Source organism: Pigmentiphaga sp. NML030171 (assembly GCF_002188635.1).
GTDB lineage: Bacteria > Pseudomonadota > Gammaproteobacteria > Burkholderiales > Burkholderiaceae_B > Pigmentiphaga > Pigmentiphaga daeguensis.
In genome coordinates this window covers 82814-102395 of the sequence record NZ_NINX01000041.1, presented here as the reverse complement: position 1 = coordinate 102395, position 19582 = coordinate 82814, and the positions used below count along the sequence as shown (strand labels likewise).

The 19582-nt window shown below is 69.8% G+C and carries 17 protein-coding genes; 11 read left to right on the top strand and 6 right to left on the bottom strand.

From position 1 onward, the window contains the following. The first annotated feature begins 67 nt into the window (after positions 1 to 67). Together prmB and CDO46_RS21335 are read left to right on the top strand one after the other, a co-directional pair. Positions 68 to 961, top strand: coding sequence for a 50S ribosomal protein L3 N(5)-glutamine methyltransferase (gene prmB, locus CDO46_RS21340; RefSeq protein ID WP_087840607.1), 894 nt, complete (start codon positions 68 to 70; stop codon positions 959 to 961). Between the two features lie 235 nt (positions 962 to 1196). After that, positions 1197 to 3107 (top strand): ABC-F family ATP-binding cassette domain-containing protein, encoded by a 1911-nt coding sequence (locus CDO46_RS21335; protein WP_087840606.1) that lies wholly within the window; start codon positions 1197 to 1199, stop codon positions 3105 to 3107. A 32-nt stretch (positions 3108 to 3139) separates the two neighbouring features. Here the strand turns inward: CDO46_RS21335 and CDO46_RS21330 are convergent, their stop codons facing one another. Further along, positions 3140 to 4591: an NAD-dependent succinate-semialdehyde dehydrogenase gene (locus tag CDO46_RS21330; protein WP_087840605.1), complete on the bottom strand. Its 1452-nt coding sequence runs from the start codon at positions 4589 to 4591 to the stop codon at positions 3140 to 3142. Positions 4592 to 4761: 170 nt separating this feature from the next. Here CDO46_RS21330 and CDO46_RS21325 point away from each other — a divergent pair, with 170 nt between their 5' ends. The 4 genes from CDO46_RS21325 (at position 4762) to CDO46_RS21310 (ending at position 7658) form a co-directional block, all read left to right on the top strand. After that, positions 4762 to 5157 (top strand): RidA family protein, encoded by a 396-nt coding sequence (locus CDO46_RS21325; protein WP_238160008.1) that lies wholly within the window; start codon positions 4762 to 4764, stop codon positions 5155 to 5157. Positions 5158 to 5193: 36 nt separating this feature from the next. Next, positions 5194 to 6153, top strand: a complete 960-nt coding sequence (locus CDO46_RS21320; protein WP_087840604.1) for a tripartite tricarboxylate transporter substrate binding protein — start codon at positions 5194 to 5196, stop codon at positions 6151 to 6153. 7 nt (positions 6154 to 6160) lie between these two features. Next, positions 6161 to 7075, top strand: coding sequence for an ABC transporter substrate-binding protein (locus tag CDO46_RS21315; RefSeq protein WP_087840603.1), 915 nt, complete (start codon positions 6161 to 6163; stop codon positions 7073 to 7075). A 61-nt stretch (positions 7076 to 7136) separates the two neighbouring features. Then, positions 7137 to 7658 (top strand): MarR family winged helix-turn-helix transcriptional regulator, encoded by a 522-nt coding sequence (locus CDO46_RS21310; RefSeq protein WP_087840602.1) that lies wholly within the window; start codon positions 7137 to 7139, stop codon positions 7656 to 7658. 4 nt (positions 7659 to 7662) lie between these two features. On the opposite strand, the gene xdhC is transcribed toward CDO46_RS21310, so the two are convergent. Genes xdhC through xdhA form a run of 3 tightly spaced genes read right to left on the bottom strand, consistent with a single transcriptional unit; the run spans position 7663 to position 12424 of the window. Beyond that, positions 7663 to 8505, bottom strand: a complete 843-nt coding sequence (gene xdhC / locus CDO46_RS21305; RefSeq protein ID WP_087840601.1) for a xanthine dehydrogenase accessory protein XdhC — start codon at positions 8503 to 8505, stop codon at positions 7663 to 7665. Next, on the bottom strand, positions 8502 to 10826 hold the full coding sequence (xdhB, locus tag CDO46_RS21300) for a xanthine dehydrogenase molybdopterin binding subunit (protein WP_087840600.1): 2325 nt from the start codon (positions 10824 to 10826) through the stop codon (positions 8502 to 8504). The genes xdhC and xdhB overlap by 4 nt, the downstream gene beginning before the upstream one ends. Then, positions 10823 to 12424, bottom strand: coding sequence for a xanthine dehydrogenase small subunit (gene xdhA / locus CDO46_RS21295; RefSeq protein ID WP_087840599.1), 1602 nt, complete (start codon positions 12422 to 12424; stop codon positions 10823 to 10825). The genes xdhB and xdhA overlap by 4 nt, the downstream gene beginning before the upstream one ends. Before the next feature lie 142 nt (positions 12425 to 12566). Here xdhA and CDO46_RS21290 point away from each other — a divergent pair, with 142 nt between their 5' ends. Beyond that, a complete protein-coding gene (locus CDO46_RS21290; RefSeq protein WP_087840598.1) occupies positions 12567 to 13553 on the top strand; it encodes a LysR family transcriptional regulator in 987 nt (328 codons plus the stop codon). On the opposite strand, the gene uraH is transcribed toward CDO46_RS21290, so the two are convergent. Next, a complete protein-coding gene (gene uraH, locus CDO46_RS21285) occupies positions 13516 to 13869 on the bottom strand; it encodes a hydroxyisourate hydrolase (RefSeq protein ID WP_087840597.1) in 354 nt (117 codons plus the stop codon). The genes CDO46_RS21290 and uraH overlap by 38 nt on opposite strands. A 170-nt stretch (positions 13870 to 14039) precedes the next feature. Here uraH and puuE point away from each other — a divergent pair, with 170 nt between their 5' ends. Together puuE and uraD are read left to right on the top strand one after the other, a co-directional pair. Continuing rightward, on the top strand, positions 14040 to 14981 hold the full coding sequence (gene puuE, locus CDO46_RS21280; RefSeq protein WP_087840596.1) for an allantoinase PuuE: 942 nt from the start codon (positions 14040 to 14042) through the stop codon (positions 14979 to 14981). A 7-nt stretch (positions 14982 to 14988) separates the two neighbouring features. Next, positions 14989 to 16767, top strand: a complete 1779-nt coding sequence (gene uraD, locus CDO46_RS21275; protein WP_087840595.1) for a 2-oxo-4-hydroxy-4-carboxy-5-ureidoimidazoline decarboxylase — start codon at positions 14989 to 14991, stop codon at positions 16765 to 16767. Here the strand turns inward: uraD and CDO46_RS21270 are convergent. Then, positions 16757 to 17539: a class II glutamine amidotransferase gene (locus CDO46_RS21270; RefSeq protein ID WP_087840594.1), complete on the bottom strand. Its 783-nt coding sequence runs from the start codon at positions 17537 to 17539 to the stop codon at positions 16757 to 16759. The two genes, uraD and CDO46_RS21270, sit on opposite strands and share 11 nt — an antisense overlap. 197 nt (positions 17540 to 17736) lie before the next feature. On the opposite strand from CDO46_RS21270, the gene CDO46_RS21265 reads away from it, so the two are divergent. Together CDO46_RS21265 and CDO46_RS21260 are read left to right on the top strand one after the other, a co-directional pair. Further along, a complete protein-coding gene (locus CDO46_RS21265; protein WP_087840593.1) occupies positions 17737 to 18798 on the top strand; it encodes an ABC transporter substrate-binding protein in 1062 nt (353 codons plus the stop codon). Position 18799: 1 nt separating this feature from the next. Continuing rightward, positions 18800 to 19582 (top strand): ABC transporter ATP-binding protein, encoded by a 783-nt coding sequence (locus CDO46_RS21260; protein WP_087840592.1) that lies wholly within the window; start codon positions 18800 to 18802, stop codon positions 19580 to 19582.

The window sequence follows — 19582 nt, the reverse complement described above, 5'->3', positions numbered from 1 at the left end:
GCCCCCGCGGGCGGCGCCGGCGGACCGGCAAGGCCGGATCCCCCGCGCCCTGAATCAGGATACCGATATGCCCACTGCCGATTTCCATTCCCTGCGCACCGTCCGCGACCTGATCCGCTATGCCGTGAGCCGCTTCAATGCCGCCGGCATCGCGCTGGGCCACGGCACGCTCGACGTCTACGACGAAGCCGTCTACCTGGTCCTGCACACGCTGCATCTGCCCATCGACCGGCTCGAGCCCTTCGTCGATGCCGCCGTGCTCGATGGCGAGCGCGAGGCCGTGCTGGCCATCATCGACCGCCGCATCGACGAGCGCCTGCCCGCTCCCTACCTGACCAACGAAGCGTGGCTGCGCGGCCGCCGTTTCTACGTCGACGAGCGGGTCATCGTGCCGCGCTCCTACATCGCCGAGCTGCTGGACGACGGCCTCGCGCCCTGGATCGACGACCCCTACGCCGTGGAATGGGCGCTGGACATGTGCACCGGTTCCGGCTGCCTGGCGATCGCGGCGGCGGAGACGTTCCCGCACGCGCAGGTGGACGCGGTGGACATCTCGAAGGACGCGCTGGACGTGGCCCGCATCAACGTCGACGACTACGGTCTGCAGGATCGCATCGCGCTGCATCAGTCGAATCTGTTCGAGGCGCTGCCGCCCGCGCAGTACGACCTGATCCTGTGCAACCCGCCCTACGTCAATACCGATTCCATGAATGCGCTGCCGGCGGAGTACCGGCACGAGCCCAGTCTGGCGCTGGCCGGGGGCGCGGACGGGATGGACCTGATCCGTCCGCTGCTGGCCCAGGCGGCTGAATTCCTGCAGCCCGACGGGATCCTGGTGCTGGAGCTGGGCCACGAGAAAGCTTATTTCGAGCAGGCCTTTCCCCATATCGACCCCGTATGGCTGAGCACCTCCGGCGGCGACGACAAAGTGTTGCTGCTCAGGCAGGACCAATTAGTATGAAGGCCCCTCCCTACGCGCTGACGCGCGCCCCCTATGGTGGACCCCCAGCCGCTACGCGGCAGCCCCCCATGGGGGCTGGGACCCGCCTTGGGGCGGCCCGGCGCCGGGTCCCGGGGGCGAAACTGGCGGACTGGCGGAGCCAGATCCGCGGTTTCCTGGGGTACAACCCGACGGCTGAAGAACGGCGATTTTGCCGAGCTGCACTGGAGAGCGTGCAAACAAGGCGGTTCCCGCGGTGATACGAGCATCAGGCATTACGCTTCGGCGCGGCACCAAGGTGCTGCTGGACGGCGCCGACTTCGTGGTCCATCCCGGCGAGCGCGTCGGCATCGTGGGCCCCAACGGCGCGGGCAAGTCCACGCTGTTCGCGCTGTTGAACGGCCAACTGGAATCTGACGCGGGCAACCTCGACATCCCGGCCGGTTGGCGCATCGCGTCGATCGCGCAGGAAATCCACGACACCGGCCGCGAGGCGCTGGACTTCGTCATCGACGGCGACACGCGCCTGCGCCGCCTGCAGGCCGAGCGCGCCGCGGTCGACGTCGACCGCGATGGCCTGCGCCTGGCCGAACTGGAAGCGGAACTGGCCGACGCCGGCGCGTTCTCGGCGCAGTCGCGCGCCGAGCAACTGCTGGTCGGCCTGGGGTTCTCGCAAGAAGAATTCCGCCAGCCGGTGGCGAGCTTCTCGGGCGGCTGGCGCATGCGCCTGAACCTGGCGCGCGCGCTGATGGCGCCGTCCGATCTCCTGCTGCTGGACGAGCCCACCAACCACCTGGACCTGGACGCCATGCTGTGGCTGGAACGCTGGCTGGCGTCCTACCCCGGCACCGTGCTGGTGATCTCGCACGATACCGAGTTCCTGGACGCGGTGGCCCGGACCATCCTGCATTTCGACCAGGGCAAGCTGGTGCGCTATAAGGGCGGCTACGAGGACTTCCTGACGCAGCGCGCCGAGCGCCTGCGGCAGAACCAGATCGCCTACGACAAGCAACAGCGCGAAGCTGCCCACCTGCAAAGCTTCATCGACCGCTTCAAGGCCAAGGCCAGCAAGGCCAAGCAGGCCCAGAGCCGGGTCAAGGCGCTGGCGCGGATGCAGGTATTGGCGCCCATGCGCGCGGCGGCGGGCATCGACATCAGCATCCCCTCGCCCGACCACATGCCCGATCCGCTGCTGTCGCTGGACGGCGTGCGCGCCGGCTATCCGGACGCGCCCATCCTGGACGGCGTCAAGCTGTCGGTGCGCGCCGGCGCGCGGGTGGGCATCCTGGGCGCCAACGGCGCGGGCAAGAGTACGCTGGTCAAGACCCTGGCGGGCGAAATCGAGCCGCTGGGCGGCGAGCGCAAGGAAGCCCGCGGGCTGGCCGTCGGCTACTTCGCCCAGCACCAGCTCGACATGCTGGATGCCGAGGCGACGCCGCTGCTGCACCTGGCCCGCCTCGCCCCCGAGGCGCGCGAACAGGACCTGCGCAACTACCTGGGCGGCTTCGGCTTCTCGGGCGACTTCGCGCTGGCCAAGGTGGGCCCCATGTCGGGCGGCGAGAAGGCCCGCCTGGCGCTGGCGCTGGTGGTCTGGAAAAAACCCAACCTGTTGCTGCTGGACGAACCCAGCAACCACCTGGACGTCGACACGCGCGAGGCACTGACCGAGGCGCTGGCCGAGTTCGAAGGCACCATGCTGCTGGTCTCGCACGACCGGCATCTGTTGCGGACCACCGTCGACAGCTTCTGGATCGTCGCCGACGGCGGCGTGCACGAATTCGACGGCGACCTGGAAGACTACCGCGACTGGCTGGCCAACCGCCAGGGCGGCAACGCGTCCGCCTCGTCCGCCACCGCTGCCTCCGCCGAAGGCGGCGTCGACCGCAAGACCCAGCGGCGGCTGGAAGCCGAGAGCCGGCAGCGCCTGTCCACCCTGCGCAAGCCGTTGGAGACCCGGCTCAGGAAGCTGGAAGAGGACATGCAGAAGCTGGAGGCGCGCAAGCGCGAACTGGACCAGCTCATCGCCGATCCCGGCTTGTACGAGGATGCCCGCCGGGACGAATGCCGCCGCGTGCTGGCCGAACACGGCGACCTGCAGAAGCGGCTGGGCGAGATCGAGGAGGCCTGGCTGGGCGTGCAGGAAGAACTCGACGCCATCCAGGCCTGAGGCGTCCGCGCGGACGCCTGAACGGAACGGCCCTAGACGTTCATCACGCTGACGGCGCGCGTGTTCAGGTACGCCTCGACCGCTTCCGGACCGCCTTCGGAGCCGAAGCCCGAATCCTTGATCCCGCCGAACGGCATCTCGGCCGTCGGAACGGCCGGCATGTTGACGAACAGCATGCCGACCTCGACCTTGCGGGCAATCAGGTCGGCGTTCTTCAGCGAGCTCGTGAAAGCGTAGCCGGCCAGGCCGTACGACAGCCGGTTGGCTTCGGCAATCGCCTCGTCCAGCGTGTTGAAGGAGCGGATGGCGGCAACAGGGCCGAAGGGTTCGTCGTTGAAGATGCGGGCATCGAGCGGCACGTCGGCCAGGACGGTCGGCTCCCAGAAATTGCCGACTTCGCCGATGCGCTTGCCGCCGGCCAGCACCTGGGCGCCCCTCTGGACCGCGTCGTCCAGGAAGCCGGACATGGCGACCAGGCGGCGGGGATTGGCCAAGGGACCCATCTGCGTGCCCTCGGCCAGGCCGTCGGCGACGCGCAGGCCCTTCGCCCACTTCGCCAGCTCGGCGGCAAATTCGGCGCGCACGCTTTCATGGACCAGGAAACGCGTCGGCGAGATGCAGACCTGGCCGGCATTGCGGAACTTGGCGCCGCCCGCGGACTTCACCGCCAGGGCGACGTCCGCGTCCTCGCAGACGATGACCGGCGCATGGCCGCCCAGCTCCATGGTCACGCGCTTCATGTGCTGGCCCGCCAGCCCGGCGAGCTGCTTGCCGACCGCGGTCGAACCCGTGAACGTGATCTTGCGGATGGCCGGATGCGGGATCAGGAAACCCGAGATCTCGGCCGGGTCGCCATACACCAGCCCCAGGACGCCAGGCGGCAGGCCGGCATCCTGGAAGGCGCGGATCAAGGCGGCCGGCGCGGCGGGGGTTTCCTCGGGCGCCTTGACCACCACCGAGCAGCCCGCGGCCAGTGCCGGCGCCAGCTTGCGCACCACCTGGTTGATCGGGAAGTTCCACGGCGTGAACGCCGCCACCGGCCCGACCGGGTCCTTGAGCACCATCTGGCGCTGCGCCAGGCTGCCGCGCGAGGGCACGATGCGGCCGTACACCCGGAAGCCCTCCTCGGCGAACCACTCGATGATGTCGGCGGCAGCTAGCGTCTCGCCCTTGGCTTCGGCCAGCGGCTTGCCGTTCTCCTGGGTCATCAGCGGCGCGATCTCGCCCGCGCGCTCGCGCATCAGCCCGGCGGCCTTGCGCATGATCTCGCTGCGCTTGGCGGCGGTCATGCCGTTCCAGGTGGCGAAGCCGCGCTGCGCCGCCTCGACGGCCTGCTCCAGGTCGGCCCGGCTGGCGTGGGCCACGCGGCCGATTTCCCTGCCGGTCGCGGGGTTGACCACGGCAAGGGTCTTGCCATCGGCGGCATCCCTCCACTTGCCGTCGATGAAGAGCTGGGTATCCGTATACGTCGTAGCCTGTGCCATCTCGATGGGTTCCTTTTGCGTGTCGCGGCAATACCGCCGTCCTGCGCCGATGGACGCAGGCGTACCTTCAAAGCATAAAGCGCAATGTCCGACGCGCCATAAATATCTTTACATTAAGATTCTTAATGATAAGATAACTGCACGTTCCACCCTTCCACAGGACATGCATCGTGCAAGCCAGGATCACCCGCCTAGAAGGCACCCCTTACCAGCAGCAACGCGCCTTTTCGCCCGCCGTCGTCTCGGAAGGCGGCCGCACCATCTGGCTGGCGGGGCAGACCACCACCGAGGACGCGCAGGGCCGCGACATCTCCGGCCAGTTCGAAGCCCAGGTGCGGGCCTGCTTCTCGCTGATCCAGGGAACCCTGGCCCGCTGCGACGCGGACCTGCGCAACCTGGTCTGGATGACCGTGTTCATCGACGATCCCCGGCACGGCGACCGCTTCGTCGACATCCGCGCCGAGCTGCTCGGCAGCACCGGCTTTCCCGCCAGTACCCTGATCACGGTGTCGCATTTCGCCCGTCCGGGCATCGTGGTCGAAATCCAGGCCATTGCCGTGGTCTGATCCCCCTCCCGCCCCTGCGCCACCCAGGAGACTTCCATGCCACGCCGCGCCTTGCTCGCTTTCTGCATCAGCTCGCTTTGCCTCGCCGCTCACGCGGACACCTATCCCAGCAGGAACGTCACGCTGGTCGTCACCAGCGGCCCCGGCTCCTCGGCCGACATCCTGTCCCGCATCATCGGCGTGGATCTGTCCCGCCGCCTGGGACACACCGTCGTCGTCGACAACCGGCCGGGCGCGGGCGGCAACATCGCCGGCGAACTGGTCGCCAAGGCGCCCGCCGACGGCCATACGCTGCTGCTGGCCTCGATCAGCACGCACGGCATCAACCCCTGGCTGTATGCCCGCATGCCCTTCGATCCCGTCAAGGACTTCAAGCCCATCGGCACGGTGGCCTCCAATCCCAACGTGCTGGTGGTGGCGGCCAGGTCGCCCATACGCTCCATTCCCGATCTTCTCGCCGCGGCCCGCAAGACACCGGACCTGGCGTACTCGTCCGGCGGCAGCGGCACCTCGCAGCACCTGGCGGGCGAAATGTTCGCGTCGCGGGCCGGCATCAAGCTGATGCACGTGCCCTACAAGAGCGCGCCACAAAGCATGAACGCGGTGCTGGCGGGCGACGTGGCCATGACCTTTCTGAGCGTTCCCGTCGCCGCCGGCCAGATCCAGGCCGGCCAATTGCGCGCGCTGGGCCTGACCTCGGCCCGGCGGCTGGCCAGCCTGCCTGACGTTCCCTCCATCGCCGAACAAGGCCTGCCGGGCTTCGACGTCTCGGCCTGGTTCGGTCTCGTGGCGCCGGCGGGCACGCCGCAGCCCGTGGTCGACCAGCTCAACCGCGCGTTGCAGGAAACCCTGCGCGAGCCGTCGGTGCGCGAGAAACTCGAGGGCCAGGGCATGGAAATCCTGGGCGGCACGCCCGAGGAGTTCGCGCGCCTGATACGCAGCGAGATCGACCGCTGGGGGCCGGTAGTACGCGCCTCCGGCGCCGCCGTCAACTGAGGCCGCCATGGCGATCGATACCCTGCGCGTGGCCGTGTTCGACGGCGGATGGAACCTGCCCCTGTGGGCCGGCATCGACCAGGGCTTCTTCGCAAGCCATGGGGTGCCCATCGAACTGCGTTATGTCGGCGGTTCGGCCGAACTGGTCGAGCGCCTGCTGCGCGACGAAGTCCAGGTCGCCATCGCCGGCATCGACAATCTCGTGGCCTACCAGGAGGGCCATGCCCGCATCCCCGGCACCCGCCCCGACCTGGTGGCCTTCCTGGGCGGCGACCGGGGCTTTCTGAGCCTGGTCGCCGGGCCCGGCATCCGAAGCTACGACGAGCTGCGCGGCCATACCTTGTCGGTGGACGCCCTTTCCACCGGATTCGCCTTCGTGCTGCGCGAACTGCTGGCCACGCACGGCATCTTGCCCGGCGAGGTCGAGATCGTGCCCGCCGGCGGCACCAGCCAGCGCCACGCGGCATTGCTGGCGGGCCGGCATGCGGCCACGCTGCTGCGCACCCCGTACGAATTGCTGGCGCAGGAAGCCGGCTGCCGTATCCTGCCGGGCGCGCACTGGCTGGACGACTACATGGGATCGGCCGCCTTCTGCCAACGCGCCTGGGCGGCCACGTCGGGCGAAACGCTCCGGGCATTCACGCGCGCCTACCGCGCCTCGCTGGACTGGCTGACCAGGCCGGACGCGGGCCCGCGCGCCGCCGCCCTGCTGCGCAGGCACGCGCCCGGCCTCGATCCGACCCTGAGCGAGCGCGCCCTGGACGTGTTGCTGGCCCCCGCCACCGGCCTCATCCGCGATCTGCGGCCCAGCATGACCGGCATCGCCACCGTGCTGGCGCTGCGCAACCGCCACGCTGGCCAGGCCGCGGCGCTAAGCGACCCCGCCCGCTATGTGGACCTGAGCTACCTGCCGCCGGCGTGAACCGGCCGCGCGGCTCGTGATAGAGTTCGACGCAATCGAAACGGCGTCGAGAATCAGTCCCTTGCCCCCTGCGTCCCCCCCTCCTCCGCGGCGCGACTCCGTCCAGCAACTGCTGGACGACTGGAAGCGCGAACGCCCCGATCTCGATCCCTGGCCACTGGGCATCATCGGCCGCCTGTCGCGCCTGTCCACGCACATGGTGCGGCATGCCGAGGAATGGCTGGCGCCCATGGGGCTGAGCTGGGAGACCTTCAGCCTGATCGTCACCCTGCGCCGCTGCGGCCCGGAATACGCGCTCAAGCCTTCGGACCTGATCAAGGTGTCGCTGCTGACCTCGGGCGCCGTCACCAACCGCATCGACCGCGTACAGGAGCGCGGCCTGGTGGTGCGCGAACCGGACCCCAACGATCGCCGCGGCGTGATCGTGCGGCTCACGCCCGAAGGCAAGGCGCTGGCCGACGAGGCCATCGCCCGCCACTTCGAGGCGATGGCGGAACTGCTGCGGCCCCTCGGCCGCCAGGAGGCGGACAAGCTGGCCGCCATGCTGGGCACGCTGCTGTTCGCCATCGAGGCGGGCGACTAGGGCCTCAAGCCCGCACCTCCGCCGCCTGGGCGGCCAGCAGCAGTTGCGCCGCCACCGAGACCGCGATGATGCCCGGCAGCTTGCCCTCGACCGCCGGCAGCCCGACCGGACACACCAGCGATTCGATGCTTGCCTCGGCCATGCCCCGCGCGCGCAGGCGCCGCTCGAAGGTCACGCGCTTGGTGGCCGAGCCGATCAGCCCGCAATAAGCGGCATCGCCGCGCGCGAGCACCGCGCGCACGATGTCGAAGTCCAGCGCGTGGCTGTGGGTCATGACCAGGTGCATGGCGCCGGGCGCGGCATCGGCGACCTCGGCCGCGAGGTCGTCGGCATGCACGGTTTCGACCTGTCCTGGCAGCGGCAGGGGAAAGACGTTCTCGCGGGTATCCAGCCACCGGATCCGGAACGGCAGCGGCAGCATCACGTGCACCAGCGCCCGCGCCACGTGTCCGGCTCCATACAGCCAGAGCTGGTGCGGCCGTGCCTCCAGCCCTTGCAGCAGCGGCAGGACATCGCCAGCGTCCGCCAGCACCGAGAAGCGCAGGTCGACGCTGCCGCCGCAGCATTGGCCCAGCGAGGGACCGAGCGCGAAGCGGCGCGTGCGCGCGGCCACGGAGCCCTCCTCGGCCTCCCGCAGCAGCGACCGCGCATGCGCGATGGCCTCGTATTCCAGGTGGCCGCCGCCTATGGTGCCGGCGAAGTCTTCGGCGCCGACCAGCAGCGCCGCGTCGGTGCCGCGCGGAACGCTGCCGCGCGCCTCCAGCACGCGGACCAGGCACACCGACCGGCCGCGCGCCGCGCGGGCGAAGTCGGCCAGCCCCTGGGGCAGCAGCGCGGCGGGAGTCATTGCTCCACGGCCCGCAGCACGGCCTCGGGCGTGGCGGGCGCCGACAGGGGCACGAGCGGACCACGCCCCTGTTCCCGCCGGGCCGCCGCCACCGCGTCGCGTATGGCGAAGAAGGCGGCGAAGCCCAGCATGAAAGGCGGCTCGCCCACGGCCTTGGAGCCGTAGACATTGTCCTCGCGGTTGGGCTCGGGCCAGAGTTCGACATGGAAGTCGGCGGGCACGTCGCCCGAAGTCGGGATCTTGTAGGTGGAGGGCGCATGCGTGGCCAGCGCGCCGTCCGGCTTCCAGACCAGTTCCTCCGAAGTCAGCCAGCCCACGCCCTGCACGAACCCGCCTTCGATCTGGCCGAGGTCGATCGCCGGGTTGATGGAGCGGCCCACGTCGTGCAGGATATCCACGCGCAGCACGCGCGTCTCGCCGGTCAGGGTGTCGACCGCGACCTCGGTGGCCGCCGCGCCGTAGGCGAAGTAGTAGAACGGACGGCCGCGCATGGTCTTGTGATCGTAGTGGATCTTGGGCGTAGCGTAGTAGCCGTCCGACCACAGCGACACGCGGGCGGCGTAGGCCGCCTTGGCCACGGCCGCGAAATCCAGCTCGGCGCCCGGCACGAGCACCTTGCCGCCGCGTATCGATACCTGGCCCACGTCCAGGCCGCGCGTGCCGGCCACATGGGCGCGCAGGCGGTCGCGCACTTCGCGCGCGGCGAACTCGGCCGCCCTGCCGTTCAGGTCGGTGCCGCTGGAGGCGGCGGTGGCCGAGGCATTGGGCACCCGGCCAGTGTCGGTGGCGGTGATCCGCACCCACGCCAGCGGCACGCCCAGGGTATCGGCCACGACCTGGCACACCTTGGTATGCAGCCCCTGCCCCATCTCGGTCCCGCCGTGGTTCACCGTGACGGAGCCGTCGGTATAGACGTTCACCAGCGCGCCGGCCTGATTGAACATCGTGGCCGTGAACGAGATGCCGAATTTCACGGGCGTCAGGGCCAGGCCGCGCTTGATCACCGGGCTGGCGGCATTCCAGCGCGCGATGGCCTCGCGCCGCCTGGCGTAGCCGCAATCGGCCGCCAGCCGCTCGATCAGTTCGGGCAGGATGTTGTCGGTGACCCGCATGCCGTAGGGCGTGCGGTCACGCGGCGCATCGCCGTACAGGTTGATCCGGCGCACGGCCAGCGGGTCCAGGCCGAGATGGCGCGCGATGTCGTCCAGGGCGGCCTCGATCATGCCCACGCCCTGCGGGCCGCCGAAGCCGCGGAACGCCGTATGGGACTGGGTATGGGTCTTGCAGCGATAGCTGTGGATGGCGGCGGCCGGCAGGTAGTAGGCGTTGTCGGCATGGAAGATGGCCCGGTCGGCGATCGGCCCCGACAGGTCGGCCGAGAAGCCGCAGGCCGCCGCCTGCGTCAGGTCGATGGCCAGGACGCGCCCCTGGCCGTCGAAGCCCACCGTCCAGCGTCCGAGGAAGGGATGGCGCTTGCCGGTGATCAGGAAGTCATCGTCGCGGTCGAGCCGCATCTTGCACGGCGCGCCGGCGATGCGCGCCGCCACCGCCGCCCACACCGCGATGTGGCCGGCCTGGGTTTCCTTGCCGCCGAATCCGCCTCCCATGCGGCGGCATTCGACCTGCACCGAATGGGCCGGCACGCCCAGTGCGTCGGCCACCCAGTGCTGTACCTCGCCCGGATGCTGGGTCGACGACAGCACCTTCATCGTGCCGTCCTCGCCCGGCATGGCCAGCGCGATCTGCCCTTCCAGGTAGAACTGCTCCTGTCCGCCCACCGCGAACTCGCCGTGCAGCCGGTGCGGCGCGGCGGCCATCGCAGCCTCGACGTCGCCCTCGACCAGGTGCACGGGAGGCAGCACCCAGGACTCGGCTTCCAGCGCCTGGGCTATCGTCAGGATGGCCGGCAGCGGCTCGACCTCCATCCGTACCGCTCGCGCGGCCACGCGCGCCGCCTTGGCGCCCGTGGCGATGACCAGCGCCACCGGCTGGCCCAGGTATTCGATCAGGTCCGCGGGCAGGATGGGTTCGTCGTGTCCCGCGCCCACCACGTTGGCCGCGGGCAGGTCGGCGGCAGTCACGACGCGGCGCACGCCGGGCATCGCCAGGGCGGCCGAGGCGTCTACGTTCATCAGCCGCCCGTGCGCGACCTTGGACAGCACGGGGGCGACGAACAGGGTGCCGCGCGGCTCGGGCACGTCATCCACGTACAGCGCGCGGCCGCTGACGTGCAGGTGCGCCGCCTCGTGCGGCGCGGCGACGCCGCAGGCCTGCGGCTCGGCCTCGATGTTCAGGATGCCGGGATGATCGGGTGCGTTCATGGTTGTATCGCCGCAAGTTCGCCCAGGCGCGTGGCCGGCGCCTGCCGCGCCAGTTGCAGGCAGGACCGCAGCAGCAGGTTGGCGGCGGCCTGGCGCCGGTAGGCCGCGTTGGCGCGCAGGTCGTCCAGGGGATCGAATTCATCGTGCATGGCCTGCCAGGCCGCCCGCATGCCGGCGCTGTCCCGCAGGGTCGCGGCGGGCACGTCCACCCGCAGGCCCAGCAGCGCCTGCTCGGTCCGCACGGCACGGCTGGATACCGCGGCCATGCCGCCCACGCCCACGCCGGCGGCGACGATGCGGCCCCGTTCCACGCGCAGCGCCGTGGCCACGGCCACGGCGCTGATGTCCTGCTCCACCCGCTTGGACAGCTTCCATGCATGGACCGAGACGTCGGCGCCGAGCAGGGGCACGCGCACGGCACGGATGAACTCCCCCGGACGCAGGTCGTTCTTCTGGTAGCCGTGATAGAAATCGGTCAGCGGCAGGATCCGCTCCTGGCCCTGCCGGTGCAGCACGACCGAGCCGCCCAGCGCGATCAGCAGCGGCGCGGTGTCGCCGATGGGCGAGCCGTTCGCGACGTTGCCGACCAGCGTGGCGCTGTTGCGTACCGGCACCGACGCGAAGCGGTCGAAGTAATCGATACAGGCGGCAAAGTGCGGCGCCAGCGCCCGCCAGGCGTCCTCGACGGTGACGGCCGCGCCGATCTCCAGGCACGGGAGCTCGCGCCCCCAGCGCGACGATGCCAGCGCATCCCGGCCGATGCGATCGATCGCGGCCAGCCCGGACACGCCGCCTATCCACAACACGTCGCCCAAGGCGCGATGATGCTTGGTGACCCACAGACCGACGTCGGTCGCGCCGGCCACGATGCGGCTGTCCGGATGGGTCGCGCGCAGCGCCGCCAGTTGCGCCAGCGTGCGCGGCGCCAGGAAGCGCCCGCGCGCATGGCCGTCGAACCCTCCGGCTGCTTCCCCCGGCGTCCAGGCCTGCGGTCCGGGCGCCACCCGGACCAGCCGCTCGCGCATCGCGTCGGCCGTCTCGCCCTGCCAGTCCGGCCCGCACATCGCCTGTGCCGCATCCAGGATGGGCCGGTACCCCGTGCACCGGCACAGGTTGCCCGACAGGGCCCGCACCGCGTCCTCGCGGCCGACTGCCGCATCGTCCGCCAAGCGCCGGCCCTCGTACATCGCATACAGCGACATCACGATGCCCGGGGTGCAGAAGCCGCATTGCGAACCATGGTGCGTCACCATGGCCGTCTGCACGGGATGCAGCGCATCCGGTTCGCCGATGTCGCCGGCGGTCGCCAGCAGCTTGCCGTCCAGCGCCGCCACCGGCTGGATGCAGGCGTTGATGGCGCGCACGCGAGGGTTGCCGGCGCCGTCCAGATCGGTCACCGCCACGGTGCAGGCGCCGCAGTCGCCCTCGGCGCAGCCTTCCTTGGCGGCATGGCAGCCCGCCTCCTCCCTCAGCCACTCCAGCACCGTGAAGGCGGGAGGCAGGCCTTCCAGTTCGACCAGCTTGCGGCCATGCCAGAAACGCACGGGGCGCACCCGCAGCTCGGGCGGCGTATCGGGGGAGGAAGGATCGGAAGCCATGTCGCTCTGCCAGGAGTACGCCCGCCGCGCCCGTCATGGGACGCCGGGACCATATCCGAAACATACGCGCCCTGGCCGGGGTTGTCATCTTCGGTGGAAGATGAGCATTATTCATTATTGTGAATGAACTCCCGGAGCCGCCATGCCCGCCTCCCCGCCCGCCGCAGCCTCCGGCGGCACCGGCCTGTCCCGCCTCAGCCTGACCGACATCCAGGCCTTCGTCACGCTGCTGGATACGCTGCACGTCTCGCGCGCCGCGATACGGCTGGGCATGGGCCAGCCCCAGCTGTCGGGCCGCCTGGCCCGGCTGCGCCGCCTGACCGGCGACCTGCTGTTCGTGCGCGGACCGGGCGGCGTCGTGCCCACCGCCACCGCCCTGTCGCTGGAAGCGCCCGCGCGGGAAATGCTGGCGCAGGCCGAGCACTTCCTGGCGCCGCCCGACGAGTTCGACCCGCGCAAGGCGCACGGCACCCTGCACCTGGCCGCGCCGGACTATCTCGATCCCATGCTGTTGCCGCGGCTGGCGGGCCGGCTGCGCGCGGCCGCGCCCGCCCTGGCGCTGAGCGTGCATCCGCTGACGGACGACCTGGACTACGCGCAGAAACTGGGCGACGGCCGCCTGGACCTGGTGATCGCCAACTGGCCCGACCCGCCGGCGCAGTTGCACCGGTTGCCGCTGATGGAGGACGAACTGGTGGTGATGATGGGCAGCCACCATCCCCTGGCGCGCCGCAGCCTGACCGCGCAGGCCTACCTGCAGGCGCGCCACGCGGCGCCGACCGCGATGCGGCCAGGCCTGCGCAGCACGGTCGACGCCATGCTCGCGCGGCAGGGGCACGCGCGCCACATCGCGCTCGAGTGCCCCGTGTTCAGCCTGATTCCCTATGTGCTGACGCAGACCGACCTGCTGCTGACCACCGGCAGGCGCTTCACCGACTTCTTCGCCAGCTCGCTGCCGGTCACGGTGATGCCGCTGCCCATCCCGTTGCCGTCATTGCAGTACTACCTGCTGTGGCACCCGCGCGCCCGTCGCGACGGGCCCGTGCGCTGGCTGCGCGAGCAGATCGCCGCCAGCGTGCGCGCCCCGGCCGTCAGCTCCCCCGATACGTACTCCAGCTCCAGGGGCTGACCAGCAGCGGCACGTGGTAGTGCTGGCCGGGCTGGGCGATGCCGAAGTCGAGCGCGACGCGGTCGACGAAGCGGGGTTCGGGCAACGCCAGGCCTCGCGCGGCGAAATAATCGCCGGCCTCGAACACCAGGCGATAGGCGGCGGCGACGAGCTCGTCGCCTTCGAGCAGGGCGCCGTCGACGCGCCCGTCGGCATTGGTGGACAGTTGCCGGAGCAGGACCGCCTGGCCGTCATCCATGCGGAAGAGTTCTATCCTCATGCCCGCGGCCGGGCAGCCATGGGCGGTATCGAGAACGTGGGTGGTCAGCTTTCCCATGGGGATCCTTTGGTGGAACGCGATGGCGCGGCAAGCGCCATCCGGCGCGCCGACAAAAGTGTATATAGTTTCGCTAGCGGCCACATCCCCGCGCACGGCCCCGCCGCCCGGCATGGGAGAATGTCCATGCGTGTCCGTTCCGTTTCCACTCCTGATTCGTTGCCCGCGCCATGACAGCATACCCCCGCGACATGATCGGCTACGGCCGCCATCTTCCCGACGCACGCTGGCCCAATCGCGCCCGCGTCGCCGTGCAATTCGTCCTGAACTACGAGGAAGGCGCCGAGAACCACGTCCTGCACGGCGACCCCGCCTCCGAGCAGTTCCTGTCCGAGATCGTGGGCGCGGCCGCCTACCCGGCCCGGCACATGAGCATGGACTCCATCTACGAATACGGCTCGCGCGCGGGGGTCTGGCGCATCCTGAACGAGTTCGAGCGGCGGCGCCTGCCGCTCACGGTGTTCGGCTGCGCCATGGCGCTCGAGCGCAACCTGGAGGCCACGGCGGCGTTCCTGGAACATGGCCACGAAATCGCCTGTCACGGCTGGCGCTGGATCCACTACCAGAACGTGGACGAAGCCACCGAGCGCGAGCACATGCACCGCGGCACGGAGATCCTGCGCAGGCTGACCGACGGCGCCTGGCCCCTGGGGTGGTACACGGGGCGCGACAGTCCCAACACGCGCCGCCTGCTGGTCGAGCAAGGCGACTACCTGTACGACAGCGACTACTACGGCGACGACCTGCCCTTCTGGACCGAAGTCGAAACCTCGTCCGGCGCGCGCAAGCCCCACCTGATCGTCCCCTACACGCTGGACGCCAACGACATGCGCTTCGCGACGCCGCAGGGGTTCAACACCGCCGGCCATTTCTTCGACTACCTGCGCGATACCTTCGACGTGCTGTACACGGAAGGCGCCGACAAGCCGCGCATGATGTCGGTGGGCATGCATTGCCGGCTGCTGGGCCGGCCCGGCCGCTTCACCGCCCTGCAGCGCTTCCTGGATCACGTCGAGAAGCACCAGGACGTCTGGGTGTGCCGCCGCGTCGACATCGCCCGCCACTGGAAGCAAGAACATCCGTACACGCCGGCTGCCGGCTCCGCCTCCTGATCCCGCCATGACCTCCTCGCTCACGCTCGACGTCCTGAATACCGCCGACCCCGTCCGCTTCGTCCAGTTCCTGGACGGGCTGTACGAGCACAGCCCCTGGGTGCTGGAGCGGACCGCCGCGCGGCGGCCGTTCGCCTCGGCCGCCGCGCTCAAGTACGCGCTGGCGCAGACCGTGCGGCAGGCCAGCCGGGACGAACAGCTGGCGCTGATCCGTGCCCATCCCGAGTTGGCCGGCCGCGCCGCCGTGGCGGGCCAGCTGACCGAGGATTCGGCCGGCGAACAGGCGCGCGCCGGACTCACCCAGTGTTCGCCCGAGGAGTTCGAACTGCTGCAGCAATTGAACGCGGCCTACAACAGCCGCTTCGGATTCCCGTTCATCATCGCCGTGCGGGGGCCCACCGGCGCCGGCCTGAGCCGCTACGACATCATCGCCGCCCTGGAACGCCGGCTGCGCCACGCGCCCGACCAGGAGTTCGCCGAAGCCCTGCGGCAAATCGACCGGATCGCCGAGATCCGTCTGGCGGACCGGCTCTCGCTCGCCCGGCCCTATGGCGATGCCGTCATGGACTGGGCCGAGACGCTGGCCAGCTACTCCGATTCCCCCGACCATCTGACCTGCACCTACCTGTCCGCCGCCCACCGCGCGGTGGCGGCCCGCCTCCAGAGCTGGATGCTGGAAGCCGGGTTCGACTCCGTCTACCAGGACGCGGCCGGCAACGTCGTGGGCCGCTACCGTGCCGCTCCCACCGTGGCCGAGCCGCAGCTGGTGGCCACCGGCAGCCATTACGACACGGTCCGCAACGGCGGAAAATACGACGGCCGCCTGGGAGTCCTGCTGCCCATCGCCGTCGTGGCCGACCTGAAACGGCGCAACCGCCGCCTGCCCTTCGACCTGGACGTGGTGGCCTTCGCCGAGGAGGAAGGCGTGCGCTACGGCAGCACCTTCCTGGGTTCGTCGGCCTACATCGGCCGCTTCGACCCCAGCGTGCTGGATGCGCTGGACGCCTCCGACATCAGCATGCGCGAGGCCATGCAGCTCGCGGGCCTCGATCCGGAACAACTGGGCAAGGCGGCGGCCGAGGCGGCGCGCCTGCGGCACTACTTCGAGATCCACATCGAACAGGGGCCGGTGCTGCTGGAACGCAACCTGCCGGTGGGCGTGGTCACCTCCATCGCCGGCAGCGTGCGGCGGCTCATGACCCTGGGCGGCGTCGCCAGCCACGCCGGCACCACACCCATGGACATGCGCCGCGACGCCGCCTGCGCCGCGGCCGAGATCGTGCTGGCGGTGGAACGGCGCTGCGCGCAGGTGCCGTCGCTGGTCGGCACGGTGGGGATATTGAACGTGCCCCACGGCTCGATAAACGTCATTCCCGGCGCCTGCACCCTGTCGCTGGACCTGCGCGCCGCCGACAACGCCGTGCGCGACGCGGCGCTGGCCGACATCGAGCGGGAGATATCGGCCATCTGCTCGCGGCGCGGCATCACGGTCACGACCGAGGAACTGATGCGCGCCGCCGCCGCGCCCTGCGCCCGGGAGCAGATGGCCATGTGGTCGCGCGCCATCGCCGAACGCGGCCTGCCCGCCTTCGAACTGCCGTCGGGCGCCGGCCACGATGCGATGAAGCTGGCCGAGGCCACGTCCATCACCATGCTGTTCACCCGCTGCGGCAACGGCGGCATCAGCCACAACCCGCTGGAGACCATGACGGCCGACGATGCCCAGCTGGCCGGCGAACTGATGCTGGACTTTCTGGAACAGATGGCGGCGGCCCTCAGCCGCTGACCAGGCGCGCCAACACCGGCGCACCGTCGACGAACACCATCAGCTCGCCCGGTTCGAAGCGGCGCCAGACTTCGTTCGTGGTCAGGGGCTCGGTCACGATGACCGCGACCCGGTCGTCAGGCGTGGTCACCTGGGCGAAATCCACGCTGACCTCGTCGTCCGACAGGCTGGCGGTGGCGAAGGGGTGCTGGCGCACCAGGTAGTGCAGGCGCGTGGAGCAATGGACGTACAGCGCCTCGCCGTCCGACAGCATGAAATTGAAGGTGCCGTGCTGGGCGACCCCGGCGCTCAGCTCGCCCAGCGCATCGGCCAGGGCCTCGACGCCCGGGTGGCAGGCGAAGCGCGCCCGCAGGGATTGCAGCATCCAGCAGAAGGCCCGCTCGCTGTCCGTGTCGCCCACCGGCCGGTAGGGGCCGTCCAGCGTGGGAAGATAGTTCACCAGGTCGCCGTTGTGCGCGAACACCCAGTAGCGCCCCCACAGTTCGCGTACGAACGGATGGCAGTTCTCCAGCGCGACGCGCCCCACCGTCGCCTTGCGGATGTGCGCGATCACGTTCCGCGACTTGATCGGATAGTGCCGGATCAGGTCCGCCACCGGAGACAGCAGAGCCGGTTCGTGGTCCACGAAGTGGCGCACTCCCGCTCCCTCGAAGAAGGCGATGCCCCAGCCGTCGACGTGCTCGCCGGTGCGGCCGGCCCGTGTGGCGAAGCCGGTGAAGCTGAACACGATGTCGGTCGGCGTGTTGCCGTTCATGCCTAGCAATTGGCACATGGGGAACCTTCGCGGTGCAGGAAAGCAGGCATGGATCCTGCTTTTGATACGGGTGGAAACCGATGCGCCCCAATCTGGGGAAACGCCGCACCAATGCGGGTTTACCTCGCATTGTTGAGGCGCAAAACCGGGATGTATTCTCCCCACAAAACCCAGGACGGCACAACCGTCCCCACTCACCTGAGGAAACCCCCAGCATGAAGACGACACTTCGCACTCCGGGTCGCCGTGCCGTGCTCGCCGGCCTGGCGCTGTCCCTGGCCACGGCATGGGCCGCTCCCGCCGCCCACGCCCAGGATACCAAGATACGCTTCCAGCTCGACTGGCGGTTCGAGGGGCCGAGTGCGATTTTCCTGGTCGCGGCCAAGAAGGGGTATTTCAAGCAGGAGAAGCTGGACGTGACCATCGACGCCGGCAGCGGCTCGGGCGCGGCGGTGAACCGGGTGGCCTCGGGTTCGTACGAAATGGGTTTCGCCGACCTGGCGGCGCTGATGGAATTCCAGGGTAACAATCCCGGCGCTCCCAACCAGCCCACCGGCGTCATGATGATCTACAACAACACGCCGGCGGCGGTGTTCTCGCTCAAGAAAAGCGGCATCAAGACACCCAAGGACCTCGAAGGCAGGAAGCTCGGCTCCCCCTCGTTCGACGGCGGCCGCCGCTCCTTCCCCATCTTCGCCCAGGCCAACAAGATCGACGACGCCAAGGTCACCTGGGTCAGCATGGACCCCGCCCTGCGCGAGACCATGCTGGCGCGCGGCGACGTCGACGCCATCACCGGCTTCTACTTCACCTCGCTGCTGAACCTGAACGCGCGCGGCGTCAAGGACCAGGACATCGCCATCATGTCCTATCCCGAATACGGCGTGAAGCTGTACGGCAACGCCATCATCGCCGACCGCAACTTCGCCAGGAACCACCCCGAGGCCGTCAAGGGCTTCCTGCGCGCGGTGGCCAAGGCCACGCGCGACGTGCTGGCCGACCCCGCCGCCTCGATCGCCACCGTCAAGGAACGCGACGGCATCATCGATGCACCGCTGGAGCTCAAGCGCCTGCGGCTGGCGATCCAGACCGCCATCGACACGCCCGACGCGCGCGCCGACGGATTCGGCGATATCGACCCCGCCCGCATGGCGCTGATGGCCGCCCAGGTCACCCGCACCTACGGCACCAAGACCTCGGTCAATCCCGAGGCGGCGTTCGACCGTTCGTTCCTGCCGGAGAAATCGTTGACGGCTTCCGTGCTTCGCGGCAAGTGACATGGCGGCCTTCGTCGATTTCCAGCGGGTCTCGCTGGCCTACACCGCCGCGCTGGAGCGGGCGGGCGAATACGCGGTCGAGGACATCAGCCTCTCGATGGACAAGGGCGAGTTCGTCGCCATCGTCGGCCCTTCGGGTTGCGGCAAGTCCACCTTCATGAAGCTGACGACCGGCCTGAAATCGCCCACCCGCGGCACCGTGACCGTGGGCGGCGCCAAGGTCACCGGGCCCCTCAAGATCGTGGGCATGGCGTTCCAGGCCCCCAACCTGCTGCCCTGGCGCACCACGCTCGACAACATCCTGCTGCCGCTGGAGATCGTCGAGCCCTATCGTTCCAGCTTCCGGGCCCGCCGCGCCGAATACACCGAACGCGCGCGGGCGCTGCTGGCGACCGTCGGGCTGGACGGCTACGAGCACAAGTTTCCCTGGGAGCTGTCGGGCGGCATGCAGCAGCGCGCGTCGCTGTGCCGGGCGCTCATCCACGAACCCGAGATGCTCATGCTGGACGAGCCCTTCGGCGCGCTGGACGCGTTCACGCGCGAGGAGTTGTGGTGCGTGCTGCGCGATCTCTGGAGCGCCCGCCGCTTCAACGTGGTGCTGGTCACCCACGACCTGCGCGAAGCCGTGTTCCTGGCCGACACGGTGTACGTGATGAGCAAGCGCCCCGGCCGCATCCTGTCCCGCCGGGACATCGAGCTGCCGCGCCCCCGGGAACTCGAGACCACCTATTCCGACGACTTCAACGCCCTGGTGCTCGAACTGCGCACCCAGATCGGACATTGA

What these genes read in the sequence shown, in the direction of transcription:
- prmB (WP_087840607.1), top strand. Translation starts at nt 68, where the DNA reads ATGCCCACTGCCGATTTCCATTCCCTGCGCACCGTCCGCGACCTGATC.
- CDO46_RS21330 (WP_087840605.1), bottom strand. Translation starts at nt 4,591, where the DNA reads ATGGCACAGGCTACGACGTATACGGATACCCAGCTCTTCATCGACGGC.
- CDO46_RS21320 (WP_087840604.1), top strand. Translation starts at nt 5,194, where the DNA reads ATGCCACGCCGCGCCTTGCTCGCTTTCTGCATCAGCTCGCTTTGCCTC.
- CDO46_RS21315 (WP_087840603.1), top strand. Translation starts at nt 6,161, where the DNA reads ATGGCGATCGATACCCTGCGCGTGGCCGTGTTCGACGGCGGATGGAAC.
- xdhC (WP_087840601.1), bottom strand. Translation starts at nt 8,505, where the DNA reads ATGACTCCCGCCGCGCTGCTGCCCCAGGGGCTGGCCGACTTCGCCCGC.
- xdhB (WP_087840600.1), bottom strand. Translation starts at nt 10,826, where the DNA reads ATGAACGCACCCGATCATCCCGGCATCCTGAACATCGAGGCCGAGCCG.
- xdhA (WP_087840599.1), bottom strand. Translation starts at nt 12,424, where the DNA reads ATGGCTTCCGATCCTTCCTCCCCCGATACGCCGCCCGAGCTGCGGGTG.
- CDO46_RS21290 (WP_087840598.1), top strand. Translation starts at nt 12,567, where the DNA reads ATGCCCGCCTCCCCGCCCGCCGCAGCCTCCGGCGGCACCGGCCTGTCC.
- uraH (WP_087840597.1), bottom strand. Translation starts at nt 13,869, where the DNA reads ATGGGAAAGCTGACCACCCACGTTCTCGATACCGCCCATGGCTGCCCG.
- puuE (WP_087840596.1), top strand. Translation starts at nt 14,040, where the DNA reads ATGACAGCATACCCCCGCGACATGATCGGCTACGGCCGCCATCTTCCC.
- uraD (WP_087840595.1), top strand. Translation starts at nt 14,989, where the DNA reads ATGACCTCCTCGCTCACGCTCGACGTCCTGAATACCGCCGACCCCGTC.
- CDO46_RS21270 (WP_087840594.1), bottom strand. Translation starts at nt 17,539, where the DNA reads ATGTGCCAATTGCTAGGCATGAACGGCAACACGCCGACCGACATCGTG.
- CDO46_RS21265 (WP_087840593.1), top strand. Translation starts at nt 17,737, where the DNA reads ATGAAGACGACACTTCGCACTCCGGGTCGCCGTGCCGTGCTCGCCGGC.
- CDO46_RS21260 (WP_087840592.1), top strand. Translation starts at nt 18,800, where the DNA reads ATGGCGGCCTTCGTCGATTTCCAGCGGGTCTCGCTGGCCTACACCGCC.